General features: G+C 36.0%; 18 protein-coding genes and 1 other annotated feature. Of the genes, 13 read left to right on the top strand and 5 right to left on the bottom strand.

Annotation, left to right across the window (positions count from 1 at the left end; genetic code table 11):
• The first annotated feature begins 32 nt into the window (after positions 1–32).
• Both HPT25_RS21030 and HPT25_RS21025 read left to right on the top strand, forming a co-directional pair.
• Positions 33–860, top strand: coding sequence for a TrmB family transcriptional regulator (locus HPT25_RS21030; RefSeq protein ID WP_173068822.1), 828 nt, complete (start codon positions 33–35; stop codon positions 858–860).
• 190 nt (positions 861–1,050) lie between these two features.
• Positions 1,051–1,383 (top strand): nuclear transport factor 2 family protein, encoded by a 333-nt coding sequence (locus HPT25_RS21025; RefSeq protein ID WP_173068819.1) that lies wholly within the window; start codon positions 1,051–1,053, stop codon positions 1,381–1,383.
• Between the two features lie 217 nt (positions 1,384–1,600).
• Here the strand turns inward: HPT25_RS21025 and HPT25_RS21020 are convergent, their stop codons facing one another.
• The 3 genes from HPT25_RS21020 to HPT25_RS21010 form a co-directional block, all read right to left on the bottom strand.
• Positions 1,601–1,966 (bottom strand): hypothetical protein, encoded by a 366-nt coding sequence (locus HPT25_RS21020; RefSeq protein WP_173068816.1) that lies wholly within the window; start codon positions 1,964–1,966, stop codon positions 1,601–1,603.
• A 182-nt stretch (positions 1,967–2,148) separates the two neighbouring features.
• Positions 2,149–2,298: a hypothetical protein gene (locus HPT25_RS21015; protein WP_173068813.1), complete on the bottom strand. Its 150-nt coding sequence runs from the start codon at positions 2,296–2,298 to the stop codon at positions 2,149–2,151.
• Positions 2,299–2,891: 593 nt separating this feature from the next.
• The gene (locus tag HPT25_RS21010; RefSeq protein WP_217269781.1) at positions 2,892–3,209 is read right to left on the bottom strand and encodes a CotG/ExsB N-terminal domain-containing protein; all 318 of its coding nucleotides are present in this window, start codon (positions 3,207–3,209) and stop codon (positions 2,892–2,894) included.
• A gap of 443 nt (positions 3,210–3,652) precedes the next feature.
• On the opposite strand from HPT25_RS21010, the gene HPT25_RS21005 reads away from it, so the two are divergent.
• On the top strand, positions 3,653–5,233 hold the full coding sequence (locus HPT25_RS21005; protein ID WP_173068810.1) for a flavin monoamine oxidase family protein: 1,581 nt from the start codon (positions 3,653–3,655) through the stop codon (positions 5,231–5,233).
• 212 nt (positions 5,234–5,445) lie between these two features.
• Here the strand turns inward: HPT25_RS21005 and HPT25_RS21000 are convergent, their stop codons facing one another.
• A complete protein-coding gene (locus tag HPT25_RS21000) occupies positions 5,446–5,778 on the bottom strand; it encodes a branched-chain amino acid transport AzlD family protein (protein WP_173068807.1) in 333 nt (110 codons plus the stop codon).
• Positions 5,775–6,497 (bottom strand): azaleucine resistance protein AzlC, encoded by a 723-nt coding sequence (azlC, locus tag HPT25_RS20995; protein ID WP_376767952.1) that lies wholly within the window; start codon positions 6,495–6,497, stop codon positions 5,775–5,777. The genes HPT25_RS21000 and azlC overlap by 4 nt, the downstream gene beginning before the upstream one ends.
• Positions 6,498–6,752: 255 nt before the next feature.
• Here azlC and HPT25_RS20990 point away from each other — a divergent pair, with 255 nt between their 5' ends.
• From HPT25_RS20990 to HPT25_RS20945, 10 genes are all read left to right on the top strand, one after another.
• Positions 6,753–8,138 (top strand): aminotransferase-like domain-containing protein, encoded by a 1,386-nt coding sequence (locus HPT25_RS20990; RefSeq protein WP_173068799.1) that lies wholly within the window; start codon positions 6,753–6,755, stop codon positions 8,136–8,138.
• 326 nt (positions 8,139–8,464) lie between these two features.
• Positions 8,465–9,148, top strand: coding sequence for an HAD family hydrolase (locus tag HPT25_RS20985; protein WP_173068796.1), 684 nt, complete (start codon positions 8,465–8,467; stop codon positions 9,146–9,148).
• 179 nt (positions 9,149–9,327) lie between these two features.
• Positions 9,328–10,503: an MFS transporter gene (locus tag HPT25_RS20980; RefSeq protein WP_312857313.1), complete on the top strand. Its 1,176-nt coding sequence runs from the start codon at positions 9,328–9,330 to the stop codon at positions 10,501–10,503.
• 9 nt (positions 10,504–10,512) lie between these two features.
• Complete coding sequence (locus tag HPT25_RS20975; RefSeq protein ID WP_173071345.1) at positions 10,513–11,013, top strand: PrpF domain-containing protein; 501 nt, start codon at positions 10,513–10,515, stop codon at positions 11,011–11,013.
• A gap of 289 nt (positions 11,014–11,302) precedes the next feature.
• Positions 11,303–11,920 (top strand): nicotinamide riboside transporter PnuC, encoded by a 618-nt coding sequence (gene pnuC, locus HPT25_RS20970; protein WP_173068793.1) that lies wholly within the window; start codon positions 11,303–11,305, stop codon positions 11,918–11,920.
• Between the two features lie 346 nt (positions 11,921–12,266).
• Positions 12,267–12,848, top strand: a complete 582-nt coding sequence (locus tag HPT25_RS20965; protein WP_173068790.1) for a GNAT family N-acetyltransferase — start codon at positions 12,267–12,269, stop codon at positions 12,846–12,848.
• A 213-nt stretch (positions 12,849–13,061) separates the two neighbouring features.
• Positions 13,062–13,607, top strand: coding sequence for a GNAT family N-acetyltransferase (locus HPT25_RS20960; RefSeq protein ID WP_173068787.1), 546 nt, complete (start codon positions 13,062–13,064; stop codon positions 13,605–13,607).
• A gap of 599 nt (positions 13,608–14,206) precedes the next feature.
• Positions 14,207–14,458: a binding site (T-box leader), on the top strand.
• Positions 14,459–14,534: 76 nt separating this feature from the next.
• Positions 14,535–15,929, top strand: coding sequence for an amino acid permease (locus HPT25_RS20955; RefSeq protein ID WP_173068784.1), 1,395 nt, complete (start codon positions 14,535–14,537; stop codon positions 15,927–15,929).
• A 103-nt stretch (positions 15,930–16,032) separates the two neighbouring features.
• Positions 16,033–16,905 carry an AraC family transcriptional regulator gene (locus HPT25_RS20950; RefSeq protein ID WP_173068780.1) on the top strand — a complete coding sequence of 291 codons (873 nt, stop codon included), beginning with the start codon at positions 16,033–16,035 and terminating at the stop codon, positions 16,903–16,905.
• 249 nt (positions 16,906–17,154) lie between these two features.
• Positions 17,155–17,781 carry a hypothetical protein gene (locus HPT25_RS20945; RefSeq protein WP_173068777.1) on the top strand — a complete coding sequence of 209 codons (627 nt, stop codon included), beginning with the start codon at positions 17,155–17,157 and terminating at the stop codon, positions 17,779–17,781.
• Positions 17,782–17,788: the final 7 nt, after the last annotated feature.

Here is a 17,788-nt window from a genome sequence, read left to right as displayed (position 1 = left end):
AAAGGTAGCGACTATATTGTTCGGAGGATCCTATGAAAGAAAATACATTAGAAACGTTAAAAAACCTAAATTTTACGGAATATGAAGCCAAAGCATATCTTGCCTTATTGGAAGAGTCGCCTTTAACAGGCTATGCAGTCGCGAAAAATTCTGGTGTACCACGCTCAAAGATATATGAAGTCCTAGATAGCCTTGTGTTACAGGGAGATATCTTTGTAAGTTACGGAAATACACCTCAGTATATTCCTGTCCCTGCTAAGGAGTTGATAAGAAACCGTCGTTTGAAGGCAGAGGAAGCGTTTGAACAGGCGGAAAAATCTTTAGCAAAATTTGAACAATCCACTAATGACCGTGAAAATATCTGGAACATCACTGGACGGAACGAGATACTCGATAAGGTAAAAGCATGTATATTATCTGCTGAAAAAAGAGTTCTCTTAGAAATTTGGGAAGAGGAATTCAAAGAGTTAGAATCAGTACTGAGACAGGCGGCAAACAAAGGTGTCAATATAACCATTATTGCCTATGGGGAATTCGAATCTGAATTCGCTCATGTTTATCACCATGATATGAGTCGTGAAATTACAGAAGAGTATGATGGGAGATGGATTGTATTTAGCGGAGATGATGCGGAAGTCGTAGCAGGTATTGTTTCACTGGATAAAGATAGTCGTGCTGCTTGGACAATGCATGTGGGATTAGTTATGCCGATTACAGAAGTTATGATACATGATTTGTACCTAATGGAAATTATGAAGAAACATCGTGAATTGTTGGAAGAAAGTTTCGGGAAAAATCTCATAGATTTGCGCCATAAATTTTCCATTTATCCTGATTTGAAAAAGCATTACATGAAATAAATACACCTAACAATTTCTGTAAAAATGGCAAGAGAGCTCCATTAAGAGCTCTCTATTTCACGAACATTGTTGTATGAATCGCAGGAGTCCATTCATATACTAATACGAATGACAAGGCCGACCCTCGTCAACGAACCAAAATTGGGCATGCTGCCGACTATAAGGATTAAATAGAAACGGAGTGAAACAGATGTCAATTGAACAAGTTGTCCAAAAACAAATCGAATTCTATAACAAGCAGGATATGGAAGGCTTTGCAAGTACATATGCAGACGATATTACGGTGTATTCCTTTCCAGATAACACCATTCAATTAGATGGAAAACAAGCACTTATTGAAAGGTATACCGAAACATTTAAGAAAAAAATGTATGCCGAAATCAAAACTCGCTCGATAGTCGGAAACAAAGTCATTGATTGGGAAATCGCTAAGAATGGATTAACAGGTGAAAGTACAAGCTTAATGGCCATATACGAAATAGAAAATAATTTGATATCTAAGGTATGGTTTATTCGGGAATAATCATGTTGGGACCGGAATGAAAGGAATACAATAAAATGAATCCCGACATAAATTTAGGGATTTATATTTGATGAACAGGCTGCGACATACTGCAGCTTTTTTATGAAGTTGATGCGATTTGTGTAATGTGGAAATAAATTTATTGATGAAAATACTTATATTGAATCTATTTCATAAAGAACACCATTTGATAGTCTAATAGGAACCATATATATTCTTAAACGGGGGGATGACAAGGGCCTTTTAGTACTGCTGTGCATAAGGAGCCAAATTCATATCCTTGTGTGCTAGTTTCGATAAATACACTGCCTAGTGCTGGGACGTAAAAACCACTTCTTGTGAATTGTACCTTACCAATACTTCCTGGATTGATACCTGTATCAAATGGAAATATTTGATCATCCACATTAAGGTAAATAAGGGAAACTGTTGAATCGAGGAAGTGTGTGATCGTGTACGTAATCGTCGTTAATCCTTGTTCAGATGTGCATTCAGTTGTAAGTTGAAAATGGATCCTGCTATGGGAGCTTCCCTTTACATTTACTGTAATATCAATACCATCAGTACAGTTGAAATTTGTCAATAATTCCACTTCCTTTTTCCTTTACTATTAGTTAATGAAAAAAGAGGCGTATTGTAACGGCGATGTAACCAGGGCAAAGTTTAGAAAAAAGTACATTTGATTTTTTATAGGTTTTTAAAGATTTTGATAAGAAAGGATCACAATTTTTATATAATAAAAAAGACTGTATGATGCAGTCTTTATTATGAAGAACATTCATCGCAGCAAAAAACTCTTTGGCCCTTAAGGTCCTTTTCTACATAAATATAATATGGTTCATCCTCGTCAATTGGAAGCCCGCAGTGTATGCAGAACATGTTGTCATCATATGGTTGTTGGCATTGTTCGTCCATATTTATCCCCCCTTAAAATTAATGAGTAATAAGAGAATAGGAAATATACGACAAAGAGCTTTTGGTTCTTCTCAATTTTATAAAAAAGGCTTACTGGACGTTGGGAAATGTTGTTTGTTAAAAATGAAGGAGGAATCATGATAGTTGTTATTCCAAGAAGGTAAGTTGAAATTTCGTAATGCTAAAACGAAAGTAAATAAGCTTTTTTAAGATATATTCAGAAATTTTAAAGTTAAGCCCAATTTAGGGGTTGTCCGAAATTTTTCGATAAAAAAGAAAATGAATGTTCTCTTTAATTAATTTATGCAGAAAAGACAGGAAGGAATATACTTATTTCCTCATTTTTTCGTTTTTTTTATTGGAGAAAAGTATGTGAGGAATTGTTTTTTATAAAAGAAATGTTCTAGAAACGCACGTTTTTTGAAAATACAGCAGTCCATAAAAAAATTCTTTATGGGCTGCTGTCAGGAAAATGCAAATTTACAACGGAAACCTATCTTAGTAAAGGGTATTACCATGTGCCTATCATGTTGGGCATGCAGGTTCTACTCTATTTGAGAAAAAGCACTGAAACACCAGTGCAATAGACTACTTTAAAAACGGAATCCAGAAAGTAGATCGCTTAAACTAAACCCGGAACGACGGCTAGAGCCACGACCAGAACCACGGCCAGAACCACGGCCAGAACCACGACCAGAACCACGACCAGAACGACGGCTAGAGCCACGGCCAGAACCACGACCAGAACCACGACCAGAGCCACGTCCGGAACCACGTCCAGAACCACGACCAGAGCGACGGCGGGAAGTAAGGGGACCAAAACTCGGATCATTAAACATAAATTCACTTAAACCTAGATCTTCAGAAGTTTGTATTGCTTCCTGAATATCAAATTCAGTATATAGATTCACAATAAAATACCTCCTAAAATATATTGGTAAATTGAAAGATTATTTAATCTTTCATTGCTATATCATATGTTGACAAGCCTTAATGGTGTGAGGCATTCGTATCAAAAATGAGATTTTAATAGTTTTAAATGCTCCCGCCGTTCTTTATATCCATTGATTCCTATCTTGTTCACGTCATGGTACCGAAGTCTACCTCCTAAATATGCTTGATATTAAGGTTTTTTCTATTTTTGTTTGCCAAAGTTCGTTTCATATAGTGTGTTGTGATATTCGAGATTCTCTTTATAAGATAAAATATTAAAAGATTAAAGTATGGAAAACCCGCTTCTTTCCTACAGCAAATAAAAGAGACCATGCATATTTTATAGAAAGACCAATCGTTATTGTACGATAGTTTTTTGAAAATAAGCATGGTTTTTTATTTTGCGAAAGGAGTAGGTTTTTTGGCACGAACACCGTTAGTTAGTATCTTGCAGAAATCATATGCATTGGCAGAAGAAGAATGGAAAAGACAAAATAGTAATGGACAAGCTGTTCGACCAATTGGGATTGGTTCGCAAACGGAAATTGTCACGATAGAAAAGGAAAAGCTGCAATCACCTATTATGAACAGCGGGGATGCGAAAATCGTCCAAAGGGTTGCTATTATCGGAGCGGGTTTAGCAGGTTTAACTTGTGCATACCGGCTGAAACAGGGCGGAATTATTGCCACTATATATGAGGCGTCGGAGCGGGTTGGAGGCCGCTGCTGGACAAGACGGGACTATTTTAATGAAGGTCAGATTGTCGAACGCGGTGGTGAATTAATGGATACTTGCCATATAGAGATACAGGAACTGGCAAAGGAGTTGGGGTTGGAGCTAGATCATGTCACCGCAGCAGAACCACCTGGCACCAAACCATGCTACTTTTTTGATGGGGCAGGTTATTCCATTAAAGAGGTTACAAACGATTTTTTAAAAATCTATCCAAAACTTCAAAAGGATTTAAAAGAAGTGGGAGAAACGACCCTTTATTATAGCTTTACTAAGCGGGGATACGAGTTGGATCATATGTCCATTGTGGACTATATTAATGAAATCGTCCCGGGAGGCATCCAGTCGAGATTTGGGAAATTATTAGAATTGGCTTATACCATTGAATATGGCGCTGATGCCAGTAAGCAAAGTGCATTAAATCTACTTTATTTATTAGGATTTGCTCAAAGAGAGCATTTTCAAATTTATGGTGACTCAGATGAATGCTTTCATATAAAGGGTGGAAATGATCTGCTCCCGAACAGATTAGCAAAGAAGCTTAATGGACAAATTAGATTTAATTCACAGCTTAAAAAGATTGCCTTTGATGATCAAAAGGAAATTCGACTCGTATTCCAAAATGATGAACAAGAATGGGAGGTTATAGCCGACAAAGTCATTCTCGCATTACCTATTAGTATTTTAAGAACGATAGATTATAAGGATGCGAGTTTTCGGCCGTTAAAAAAAATAGCGATTGAAGAGCTGGGAATGGGAGTAAATACAAAGCTACATGTCCAATTTGTCAGCCGATTTTGGAACGAGCTTGGAAATAACGGCGAAACGTTTTCAGATACAGGCTATCAGCAAACCTTCGAGTCATCACGGGCACAGCCAGGCAGATCAGGAATTCTAGTTAATTATACAGGAGGGGACACGGCAGCCAAACAAGTAGCACAAACAAATGATTCACTAGCTGAAACGGTTAAAATCTTTTTGGACAAGCTAAATCCTGTCTTGCCAGGATGTAAAAGTAAATGGAATGGACTAGCCACGCTAAATCATTGGCTTAGCAATCAATGGTCCAAAGGCGCCTATTCCTATTGGAAAGTTGGCCAACATACCAAATTTGCTGGTATTTTAGGAGAAAGAGAAGGAAATATCTTTTTTGCGGGTGAGCATACTTCGATTAAATATCCAGGCTATTTAAATGGAGCGGTCGAGACTGGGGAGAGAGCTGCACAAGAAATCCTAAATGATATATTGAAAAATAAACTAGAACCATGACGATAAAATGGGGAGTGACAACTAAATGCCATTTTATGGTTTTTATTCATAAATGAGCTTGAAGGCGATAGAAAGAACGCTATCGCCATTTTTTAATGGAAGTAATCGAATGGTTATAGTCTTATTTGTATCACGACAGATTATGGTATTTCTCATCCATATTCTTCTTCACTCTACTTTCCCCTTTGGTGTATTAAATGTTTCAAATGCAATTAAAAAACCAATTGCACCAAAACCATGTAAACAATCGTTCCTCCTGCTATGGAGAGGAGCATTTTTTTCTTCCAAAAGTGAAGAAATGCAACTACTGCTACTGCTATAAATTCAGGGAAACCATGACTTCCATATAATAAATTCACATCTTTAAAACAATAGATGACTAAAAGCCCAATTACTGCCGATGGCAGCATTTTACCAAGATACTGTACATAATTCGGTGTAGGTTTACCTGACGGGAAAACGATAAATGGAAGAAATCGTGTTAACATTGTTCCTAAAACAACCATAGCAATCGTAATAATCTGTTGCGTTAAATTCATTGTCATGTAGGGCTAACCTCAACTTTCTCCAATGGTTTTCTAATTAGAGTGAGTACCCCTAAAATGGCAATCATAGCAGGTAGAATGAAATTGTTTCCACCAAAAATAATAAGACAAGCAGTTGAAAGACCAAGCCCAACGAGAGCACTATGATGTTTTTTCTCTTTCATCCATTGTTCAATGAAGATGACAACAAATAGAGCTGTCATAACAAAATCGAGTCCTTCAGTCCTGAATTTTACAAGAGAACCAAAAACACCGCCAATTGTAGCTCCTATGACCCAATACGTATGATTGAGGAGTGTCACAAAGAACATAAACCAGCCTTTATCTATATTCTTTGGAACATCAACGGTACAATTGATAGAAAAAGACTCGTCGCAAAGGCCGAAAATCATGTAGAGCTTTTTCTTCCCAAATCCCCTATACTTTTCTAACATGGAAATACCATAAAACAAGTGACGTGCATTCACCATTAAAGTAAGAAAAAGGGCGTTTAACGGATTAAAAGAGATAAGCAATAAATTAGCAGCTACAAACTCCATTGACCCTGCAAATATAGTTAGACTCATCAAAATAGGATAAATTGCACTGAAACCTAATGAGTGCATGAAAATTCCATAGGCAATTCCTAAGAATACAAATCCTGCAAAAATGGGGACTGTAAAGGGAAAAGCTGCACGAAATGCAATCCAAAGTTGATTTCTTTTATTCACATCTGTCACATCCTAATCGGCTAAATTTATTTTAATTTAACACATGAAATCCATACAAAAAACAAGATAATTGTATGGATTACAATTATCTTTAAATTCGTTTAAATACCCGCATTTTATTGAAATAGGGGCACTTATTATTGGTATTTCATTGGATAAAACAACTTTCTTTTAAAGCGCACTTTTCAATACATCCTATTTCATTATTAGATTTTCATACAAATAATGATATGATTGTATGGAATATGTTCCTAGAGGTGTATTATGCCTGTTAATTCATTTGAAAATTATCCAATGTCTTGGAAACCTGATAAAAAAGCTTTAAGACGTCCACTATATAAATCTCTTGCATCATTACTTGAACAGGATATAATAAATGGCTTTTTAGCACCTGGGACCAAGTTACCCCCGCAACGAGAACTGGCAGATTTTCTTGACATAAATTTCACCACTATTACCCGTGCATATAAAATATGTGAGGTAAAGGGATTAATTTATGCTGTTACAGGAAGTGGTACTTTTGTAGCTCCTAATGCTGCTCGTTCTATTACCATTTCCAAGGATAAAACGTCAAATCTTATTGAGCTTGGATTTGTTGCATCATTTGAGCAAACCAATGCAATTGTAAAAGACACTATTCAAAAGGTTGCTGACAAAAAATATTTGGAACAGCTACTAAATTACAACGATCCTACAGGTATTCCGCACCAAAAAACGGCAGCTCTAAACTGGATGGAATCATTCGGTATCCAAACAGATCAAGAGCATGTAGCGATTGTTTCTGGTGCCCAAAATGCACTGGCTATTGCCTTGGCTGCTATGTTTGAGCCTGGTAATAGAATTGCAACTGATTTATATACATTTCCAAACTTTATAGAGCTAGCAAAAATATTCCATATTCAATTAGTCCCTATTCCCGGAGATCAATACGGGATGTTGCCTGACGAACTTGAAAAGCAGTGCAGCCAAATGAATATTCATGGCATTTTTCTAATGCCCTCTTGCAGTAATCCTACTGCAGTTATGATTTCTGATTTTCGTAAGAAGGAGTTAGCATCAGTTATCCGAAGGCATCGTTTAATATTGATTGAGGATGATATTCATGCATTCCTGACTGCAGGTTTTATTCCCGATTACCAGCAACCAATGTACAATTTACTTTCAGAGCAGAGCGTTTATATTTGCAGCACCTCTAAGTCAATCTGTTCCGGATTAAGAGTAGCCTATATGGTTTATGGCGATGCCTTACATGAGAAAATTTTAAGGGCTATTTTTAACATCAATGTAAAAACTTCTTCTTTAGATGCAGAAGTGGTGACAGAGCTTATCTTATCAGGTAAGGCTCATGAAATTGTTTCTCAGAAGCGGCAACTTTCAAAGGCTGTTAATGACATATACGCTGAATATTTCCCTTTAAACAAAGACACTGGACATCCTCTTAGTTTTTATCGTTGGCTTCCTATTAAGGGGCATGATGATGCGATCCAACTGGAAATGGATTTGAAAAGGCAAGGGATTCGAGTCTTTCATTCTGATCGTTTTCTAAGCGGGCAGACCACTTCTGATAAATATTTGCGAATTGCACTTTCTTCTACAAATTCATTAGACGAGTTAAGAATGGGATTGAAAATTTTAAAACAACATCTCTAATGATATCCAAAGAAAAAAGCTTGAAGAATCATAAGCAGGTGGGATTCCAGCCGAGTAAGAGCTAGTCATTCACTCGTAACGGGCCTTGCGGGGCTAAAGGTAACTTTAGTTTTTAACTGTAGACAGTTAGGTATCGGGCCGAGAGTCAAGAGGTTCAAGTGATTGAGCTCATAAAACGTTAGTACACCGAGAGGGTTGATACCTTGCCTGCGTGCAGAAAGCAACATTTTATCCATCGTCAAGACAAGAGTTTCTTTTCTACTTGACTAAATAAAAAGAAATTGGATTAACGAAAAAGAGTAATCATTAATATTGGGAGAGTTGAAATGGTTAAAGCAGCTATTTTCGATTTAGATGGAACATTGTTAAATAGAGATGAATCCATTGAAAAGTTCATAAATACTCAATATGATAGGTATAAAAAAATAGTAGGGCATATCCCTAAAGATAAATATGTAACAAGATTTATTGAATTAGACAATCGTGGGTATGTATGGAAAGATAAAGTGTATCAACAATTAGTCGCTGAATTTGAGATTACTGATATAACATGGGAGGAATTGCTTCAAGATTATATTAATGATTTTAAAAACAATTGCATTCCTTTTCCTAATCTTATTGGTTTGATGGAGGAATTAAAAAAAAGGAATTTTAGGTTAGGAATCATTACAAATGGAAAAGGGCAGTTTCAAATGGATAATATAAAAGCACTAGGTATTGAGAAGTATTTTGACTCTATTTTAATATCTGAATGGGAAGGAATAAAAAAGCCTGACCCACAAATATTTAAAAGAGCATTGGAGGACCTTAATGTTTTACCGAACCAAAGCTTATTTGTTGGGGACCATCCTGTAAATGATGTGAAGGCAGCACAAAATGTCGGGATGATAGGGATTTGGAAAAAGGATCATCAATGGAATAGTGTTGAAGCTGATTTTATAATTGCTGATTTAGCCGAGTTGCCTTTAATCATAGATAATACAAAAAAACTGAATGTGCCATCTTGTTAGACTAATAGATACTTGAGGTCAACAATGGGTTTGCTACGAAGCCCTTTTTCTATTTTCCCTAATAGTGAGGTAGTTGAACGATCGCCGATTCTGAAATAAACAATGATTAGTTTAACAATAGGCAAAATTAACCCACCGAAAAGCCTTCTACGGAATTGAGAAGGCTTTTTGCTGTTATAGTGGTATTTGGTAATAGTAGCTATTCTAACGGCCAAGTAAAATTCAATAACGAAACTTTATTGAATAAAAGATATAAAAATAGTTTTAAAATTGCGTGGGATCCTGTTTCTTTCGGTGTTATCCGATTTATTACGGGTATGGGAACTACAGCCTTGCTCATCAATGCGAATACGTATTTAAGTGAGTTTTTCCCATCCAAAGTTCGTGGTAAATTTCAAGCAATAGGTATGGCAATTGGTGTCTGCGGAATTCCGGTTACTGGTTGGGTATCTAGTTATCTGATTCCATTGAGTAACTGGGGATGGAGAACAGTATTTATATGGGGGGCACTTGGTATCTTTTCATTATTCTTTATTAGCCGTATAGAGGAAATTCCACGTTGGTACGAGGCACGCGGACAGTTTGATAAGGCTGAAGAGATCTTACAGAGAATAGAGGAAGCTGTACGTAAGGAAAAGGGGACAATACCTCCTGCATCTTCTGTTTTGCCACAGACTAAAAAAGATAAAATTAGGTTAGCCAGCATTAGCCAATTGTTTAAAGGACATTATCTAAAGAGGACTAGCTTGCTAACGGCTGCTTGGGTATTCCAAACTATTGGTTTGTATGGGTTTGGTTCTTGGGTTCCCACTCTGCTCGTGAAGCAAGGGTTTAAAATGAGTGATTCACTATTGTATACGACCTTAATCACCTTAGGAGCTCCATTGGGCGCATTAGTTGGAGCGTTGATATCAGACCGTCTTGAAAGAAAAACAAACGTGGTTGTTTCCTCCGCATTGATTGCTGTTGCTGTCTTTTTGTACGGTGTAACCTTACAGCCCGTTTTCATTATTACCTTTGGGTTCTTGATTAACTTAATTGAAAGAACCTATGCTTCCAACTTGTATACGTATACATCTGAATTATACCCAACGGAAACGCGTGCTCTTGGTCAAGGGTTAACCTACGGCATTGGACGTTTCTCTAATATGTTTGGACCACTTATAATTAGTGCAATCTATACTGGAAACGGCTACATGAAGGTATTCATCTTTATTACAGTTTGCTGGATTGCTTCCGCAATTGTACTTTGCTTTGGTCCTAGAACCTCCAATAGAAGCCTGGAGGAGCTCAATACCTTTAACCAACATCCGTCTACTACCATAAAAAATAGTAATGTGGTAAATCGATTATAAAAAGTACTCCTGGAAACATTAGAAAATATTCGTGTGGAAACTGGGATCAAAATCGGGCTTATCAAAGGGGAGGAAAGGGAACAAGTTTCTCCAAGTACGCATGCTCTACCGAAGATTGCGATGGTCGCTTCGCCTGATGAATATATAACGAGTAGTGGAACTAGAGTAAAAGTTGAGGATATCGATATTTTATCTCGCTATATCTCAATGGGTTCCCTTCATAGGGCCCAAGCTGTAAGTGGAGCAATGGCACTTGCTGCTGCCGCAAATATTCCTGGAACTATCCCAAATCAGGTAATCAGTCATACAGAATCTACGGTTCGAATTGGTCATCCTTCTGGAAGACTATTTGTCGATGCCACTATTGAAAAGGATGGATCAGACTGGCGAGTAAATCGTGCTGCAAATGGTAGGACTGCAAGGAGATTAATGGAAGGATATGCGTATGTCCCAATATCCGTTTTACAAAAAGTAAAGGGAAGCCTTTTGATGAAGCTATCTGGATGCTAATAATCTAACAACTTTAATGAATTTAGGAGAGATTTACCCAGATTAATAGTTTATTTTCTAATCGGGCGCGATTCTGAAAGAATTGTGCTCTTTCTTTAGGTTAAAGGCCAGATTGTTGGGGAACGTTTATAAAAAATTAGGAAGTATGTTGAAATATAGGGTAAAGATTACGAAGGTTTTCATTTAGGCTAACGAGATGAGTTTAAAAAGCATTATTTAAATTTCAATTTAATACTTTAAGTTAAGAGGAATCAATTTCTACTTTTATGATTAGGAATGAGGGAAGGGATTGAAAAACAATTTAATAAATTATGCCATATTAGTCATATTTGTAGCAATCGCGTACTATAAAGATTCAACTTTTATTGAAGTATTAGCAAGTTTTTTCGGACTAGTCTGTGTTTACCTTGCAACAAAAGAAAACATATGGAACTACCCATTTGGAATTATAAACATTACTTTATTATTACTGATTTTTTACAATGCAAAACTCTATGCTGATATGATGATTCAAGGTATGTTTCTTGTGCTAAATTTTTATGGCTGGGTGTTTTGGTTACGAAATCGCGGAGAGAAGCCAGTATGTCAAACGACAAAACTCACATTAGACGGTTGGATTTTAACAATTTTTATAACACCTATTTTATCTTATGGTTGGGGTTACCTGTTAAATAGATTTACCGATACGAGTGTACCTTTTCTATACTCATTTATTGCAGCTACCAGCTTGGTTGCACAAGTGCTGTTTGCTACCAAAAAATTTGAGAATTGGTATCTTTGGATTTTAGTGAATATTTCATCAGTTGGTTTATATGCATACAAAGGTCTTTATACGATTAGTTTTACCTATTTTATATTTTTAATAGTTAGTATCGTAGGTGTATTTGAATGGAAGAAACAATATTAATAAAGGCTGTATTCAATCATTCAATTCAATAGATCAATGGATCCCTAGATAAAGAGCTCGCCACTAGGGGTATATCTCGAAATTACTCTTCCACAATCGGATGAGATCACTCAACAAGCTATGCTCAATTTTAGGATTTTCTTTATTTCATTAAAGGGAGCATTTCTTGAACATGCATGCTGTCTAGCAGGATGTTTGTTTTTTTAGAAAAATGGCAGATAAGTGGGAAATAAGTCACTTAACCTCCCTCTTTTATCTGTCACTTATAAAAAATAAAAAACTGTCACTTTAAGACAGTACAGTTTGTTTATATAATTATACCAAAGAAAAAAAGGAGAGAAGAATTATGGAGATATCACCAGTGGTACTATTAGGTGATAGAGTAGAGATACAACCTATGGAAGATTATCACGTACAGGAATTATTTGATGCTGGAAACAATCCAGATATATGGGCATACATGCCAATGAAGGTTCAATCGATTGAAGATATGAAGTATCTTGTGAATGAAGCACTTCAAGCGAGAGAGCAAGGAAACGAATTTCCTTTTGTTATCTCCGATAAGGATTCGGGGAAAATTGTAGGAAGCACTCGTTTTCTTAATATATCGATACCAAACCGTAATTTGGAAATTGGTTGGACATGGCTATCTCCAACTGTTTGGCGAACTAGAATAAATACTGAATGTAAGTATCTTCTTTTGAAACACTGCTTTGAGACTCTTGGGACAATTCGTGTTCAGTTGAAAACAGATAGTCGAAATGTGAGGTCTCAGCAGGCCATTGAACGACTGGGTGCGGAAAAAGAAGGAGTGCTTCGGAATCATATGGTTATGCCTGACGGTTATTTAAGACACTCTGTGTTTTACAGTGTAATTGACCAAGAATGGGTGATAGTGAAGAACAAATTGGAGAGTATGCTGCGATAATCACATATTATCGAAGTGTTTTTTATTAACTATAGGAAGCTTTACTTCAATAACGATCTTCAACAATCGGGCGCAAGAATTGAAGAGTTTATGGACTGCAGCAGCAGTCCATTTTTTTTGGTGTTTAATCTGTTGAATGGAAGTTTAATGGAAGAAGGGATTTTGGATATTTATAGTGAAATTAAAAATAGAAATTAGTAAGGGGGAATAGTTTTGTTTTCATTCGAAGTCGACGAAGAAATATTAATCGAATTATTACAACAACACCAAAAGAATGAATTATACGAATTAATTGATACCAACCGTAATTACCATAGAAAATGGTTATTATGGGTTGATAAAAGAAATTCACCTGAAGATTTTGAACCTATAATTCCTATCTGGATAAGAAATTACGCGGTGAACAACGGTTTTGATGCAGGAATTAGATACAAAGGAAAATTAGTTGGAATGATTGGACTTCACTATATTAATTGGAAAAATAATTCAACAAATATTGGTTATTTTTTGTCCGAAGATGCTCAAGGTAAGGGTATTATTACGAGGTCCCTAACAGCATTGTTAACCTATTTATTTGGGAAATTAAATATCAATAAAGTTGAAATACAATGTGCGTTAGGTAATCAAAAGAGTATTGCGATTCCTGAGAGATTGGGCTTCGTTAAAGAGGGTATAAAAAGGGATGGACAATGGCTTTATGACCATTACGAAGACGTAGTTACCTATAGCTTATTATCGAAGGAATGGAACATCTTGTGAAAAAATGCACCAAACTAACTGGGTGCTTATCTTCAAAAAGATCTTTCACAATCGGCGCGTTTCTGCAAAAAAAATGTGCTCTTTCTTTATGTTTAAGGCCATTTAATTTAATAAGGGGTAGCATCCGGATAATTTGCTTAACGTTGTAAATTTGCATTTTCCTGATGCTACCGCTTAGATAAATAAACATAAAAATAAAATTATGAAACCCTTTTAAAATACCAATAAGAAACATTATAGTTCTATACCCGTCTATAAGATATACAACTTTCTATGCACTTATTTTATATTAACTTTTAGATCAGACACTTTCTTTTATTAATTAAAAATGAATTTGAATTTATGGATCTTAATAACGGATTTATTGGAAAAACGTGCCGATAAGGAGAATGGATACATGTTAATAAAAAATTTCTCACTGTGCTCTGCCTTATGTAAAGGGCTATATTCTTAAATTACATAAATAAAGGAAAATCGTATTAAACCGGAAGTGTTGAAGAAAAACATTTTATATTGACAAACATAAATTAAACGATAGAATAATAAACAATTAATATCTGCATAACGAAGAATTGTTTAAAACATTTCGGAGTATAAGAACAAAGGCTATGATAAGAAATAGTAGCAATCATGCAAACAGACAGAAAGTTACCGGTTGATGAGAGGTGCATGTTGAACGATTGTGAATTCATCTTGGAGCTGTGTACTGAATAGGATTCCTTAGTAGGCTACACCGGCTTAGCACCCGTAATCATGTGCTATAGTATCGTCAGATGACTGTACTTACAAAGGTAAGCAATATGAGTTGCTTATGAATTAAAGGTGGTAACACGAGTTGAATCGTCCTTTTGGTTAATCCAAAAGGGCGTTTTTTTTATCTTATGGCACTTGCAATATTAAAAAATAATATTTTAGGAGGAATATTGTTTGAGTAATCATAATCAAAAACAGAGACTTCGACGGGGGTTAGACAATAGGCATATCCAGTTAATTGCACTTGGAGGAGCAATTGGAGTTGGATTGTTCTATGGTTCAAGTGCAACCATTCAAATGGCTGGTCCATCCATTTTATTCTCATATTTAGTCGGAGGCATAGTTATTTTTACCATTATGAGAGCACTTGGAGAATTGGCAGTGGATGAACCTGTTTCGGGTTCATTTAGTTTATATGCACATCGATATTTAGGACCGTTTGCAGGTTATTTAACTGGCTGGACCTATTGGTTTATGTGGGTTGTCGTTGGCATGGCAGAGATAACGGTAGTTGGTGTTTATGTAAATTACTGGTTTCCTAATATCCCACATTGGTTGACAGCACTGGCTGTACTTATCGTAATTACAATGATAAACCTTGCTAATGTAAAGGCATTTGGAGAGTTTGAATTCTGGTTTGCACTGATTAAAGTTGCAGCCATTATCGGAATGATTCTCCTTGGATTAGGAATTATCTTCCTGGGAATCGGGAACGGAGGACATCCAATCGGTTTTGACAATCTTTGGACTCATGGTGGATTCATGCCAAATGGAATCAACGGTATTATAATGTCATTGGTCCTCGTGATGTTTTCATTTGGCGGGGTAGAGTTAGTTGGAATTACGGCAGGGGAAGCAAAAAATCCTCAACAATCCATTCCATTAGCCATCAATAATGTCATCTGGAGGATATTAATTTTTTATATTGGCGCATTAGGAGTCATGATGATTTTATATCCTTGGAATGAGGTAGGCACGAATGGCAGCCCATTTGTGTTGATTTTTGACAAAGTTGGAATTCCTGGTGCTGCGCAGATCATTAACTTAGTTGTCATAACGGCAGCATTATCTGCTTTTAATAGTGGGTTATTTGCTTCGGGAAGAATGCTATACAATTTATCACTGCAAAATAACGGTCCGAAATATTTCGGAAAGCTCAGCAAGAATGGTAGTCCGAGACGTGGAATCCTGTTCTCTTCATTGTTTTTATTAATAGCTGTCGTTTTGAATTATATAGTTCCTGAAAAAGTGTTTCTGTATATTTCTTCTGTTGCTACGGTTGCGGTTATTACCAGCTGGACGATTATCCTGATTACACAATTAAAGTTCAGACAATCAAAAGCAAAAAAAGAAATAGAAAAACTAGCATTTAAAATGCCGCTATATCCAGTTTCAACCTATTTTGCATTAACATTTTTAGTGTTTGTTATTGTCTTAATGGGCTTTATTAAGGACATGCGAATAGCATTAGTTGTAGCACCTATATGGTTTTTGATTCTATATATAGGATATAAATTCAAAAAAAAGGATTGTACAGAGAGTTCCATTGAAGAGGAGATTGTTGGATAAACCTCTTTTCTAGACTTTAGTTTTAACCCGACAAAATGGTGCATGGAATGTCGGACTGACACATTCAATTCCTGTTATTCTATTGATGAAAGGAGGTCATTTAATGGATTTGCTAAAAAGCATGAATGAAGCCATGCGGTATATTGAGGATAATCTCACTAACGAAATAGATTTCAAAGTGGTGGCAAGAATCGCTCATTGTTCCGAATATCATTTTAAAAGAATGTTTTCTTTTCTTGCAGGTATAACATTATCAGAATACATTCGCAGTAGACGATTGAGCTTGGCGGCATTTGAGCTTACAAATAGGAATTTAAAGATAATTGATATGGCGGTTAAATATGGATACAATTCACCAGACTCTTTTACCAGAGCTTTTCAAAATTTCCATGGTGTAACACCATCAGAAGCAAGGAATAACGGACAGCAATTAAAAGCCTTTCCACCAATGACCTTCCAATTATCAATTAAAGGAGGAAGTGAAATGAATTACCGAATCGAACAAAAAGAGGGATTTAACATAGTTGGCATTATGAAAAGAGTTCCGATTATTTTTGAAGGGGAAAATCCAGAAATTACAGCGATGTGGAAATCCTTGACGATGGAAAAAATAGAACAATTAAAAAAACTTTCAAATGTTGAACCACTAGGGATTGTTCAAGCATCAACAAAGTTTTCTGAAGGGCGTATGGAAGAAAAAGGAGAGCTTGATCAGTATATAGGAGTGGCAACCATACAAAATTGCCCTGAAAACTTTTCAGCTTTAGAAGTTCCTGCCCTAACTTGGGCGATATTTGAATCAACCGGGCCTTTCCCTAGTACACTACAGGAAACGTGGGGAAGGATTTATTCTGAGTGGTTTCCATCTTCCAATTATCAAGTAGCAGAAGGACCAGAAATCTTATCGATTAAAACTCAAGATTTAACTTCACCATCTGTTACAAGTGAAATTTGGATTCCGGTTTTGAAAAGGTAATATAATTTTAGATTACTGAGCTGTTTTGGCGACACTTTTAATCGTTGATTTTTATTAAACCATACTGTGCATGATTTAATAAATTAACTAAATACCTTTTCTGTAATGAATTTAAACATAAAAATAAGCCACTGCAAAATGACTATAAATATGGTTTCACAAATAAAGTCGTTTAAAAAACTCCTAAACGTTTGACAAAGTTGAACTAATATAGTTATATTATTTTGCGTTTAAAAAAGGAGAAGTTAAATGAACAATAAATTGCTTACATCCGTTGGCATTATTTCGACTTTATTACTTGCAGCTTGTGGAACTGAAAAAGCAGAAGTGGAAAAATCAAATATGGATAAACAGATTATAGTAGATGCAAAGAAAAACCAAAATCAACCTGCACTCCAACCAAAAGAAGATCTTGACTCACGGGCTGGAGCTGAAAAGAACACACTAGATAAGACCGTACAACCCACTTTTAAAGGTGCACAGACTCCTATTCATAATGGTAACAATGGAAACACCGCTGGGAATAAATTATCTGATGCTGCACCTACAAAGCCATCTGCTCAAACTATCACCAATCAAGAAAAATACAGTAATCACGTTTGGCAAGCAACAGATGAGGCTGGATACTTGAATAAAATTACGTTTCATTTTATAAGTGAATATAAAGGTGTTCTTAACTATACGATGATCGACGCCAAGGGTAAAGTTCAAGAGGGGTCTTTCACAAACGCACCTTTCACATTTGACGGAACGAAAGGTGACTTCACTTTCCCAAATGATGTTGCTTCTCAGTATCCATCACCAGGAGGGGAATTTACATTCCACGATAATGTAATGGATTTTATGATTTATAGAAATGTTTTAACATTTCACTAAAACAGCT

Origin of the sequence: Neobacillus endophyticus, assembly GCF_013248975.1 — a bacterium.
In the GTDB taxonomy this organism is placed as follows: domain Bacteria; phylum Bacillota; class Bacilli; order Bacillales; family Cytobacillaceae; genus Neobacillus; species Neobacillus endophyticus.
Note: the sequence above shows the minus strand (reverse complement) of the source record. Positions and strands in the feature narration are given on the sequence as shown.

Bases quoted from the DNA above. Each gene is read 5' to 3' on its own strand.
- HPT25_RS21025 (WP_173068819.1), top strand. From the start codon at position 1,051: ATGTCAATTGAACAAGTTGTCCAAAAACAAATCGAATTCTATAACAAG.
- HPT25_RS21015 (WP_173068813.1), bottom strand. From the start codon at position 2,298: ATGGACGAACAATGCCAACAACCATATGATGACAACATGTTCTGCATA.
- HPT25_RS20965 (WP_173068790.1), top strand. From the start codon at position 12,267: ATGGAGATATCACCAGTGGTACTATTAGGTGATAGAGTAGAGATACAA.
- HPT25_RS20990 (WP_173068799.1), top strand. From the start codon at position 6,753: ATGCCTGTTAATTCATTTGAAAATTATCCAATGTCTTGGAAACCTGAT.
- HPT25_RS20945 (WP_173068777.1), top strand. From the start codon at position 17,155: ATGAACAATAAATTGCTTACATCCGTTGGCATTATTTCGACTTTATTA.
- HPT25_RS21030 (WP_173068822.1), top strand. From the start codon at position 33: ATGAAAGAAAATACATTAGAAACGTTAAAAAACCTAAATTTTACGGAA.
- HPT25_RS21000 (WP_173068807.1), bottom strand. From the start codon at position 5,778: ATGACAATGAATTTAACGCAACAGATTATTACGATTGCTATGGTTGTT.
- HPT25_RS20985 (WP_173068796.1), top strand. From the start codon at position 8,465: ATGGTTAAAGCAGCTATTTTCGATTTAGATGGAACATTGTTAAATAGA.
- HPT25_RS20950 (WP_173068780.1), top strand. From the start codon at position 16,033: ATGGATTTGCTAAAAAGCATGAATGAAGCCATGCGGTATATTGAGGAT.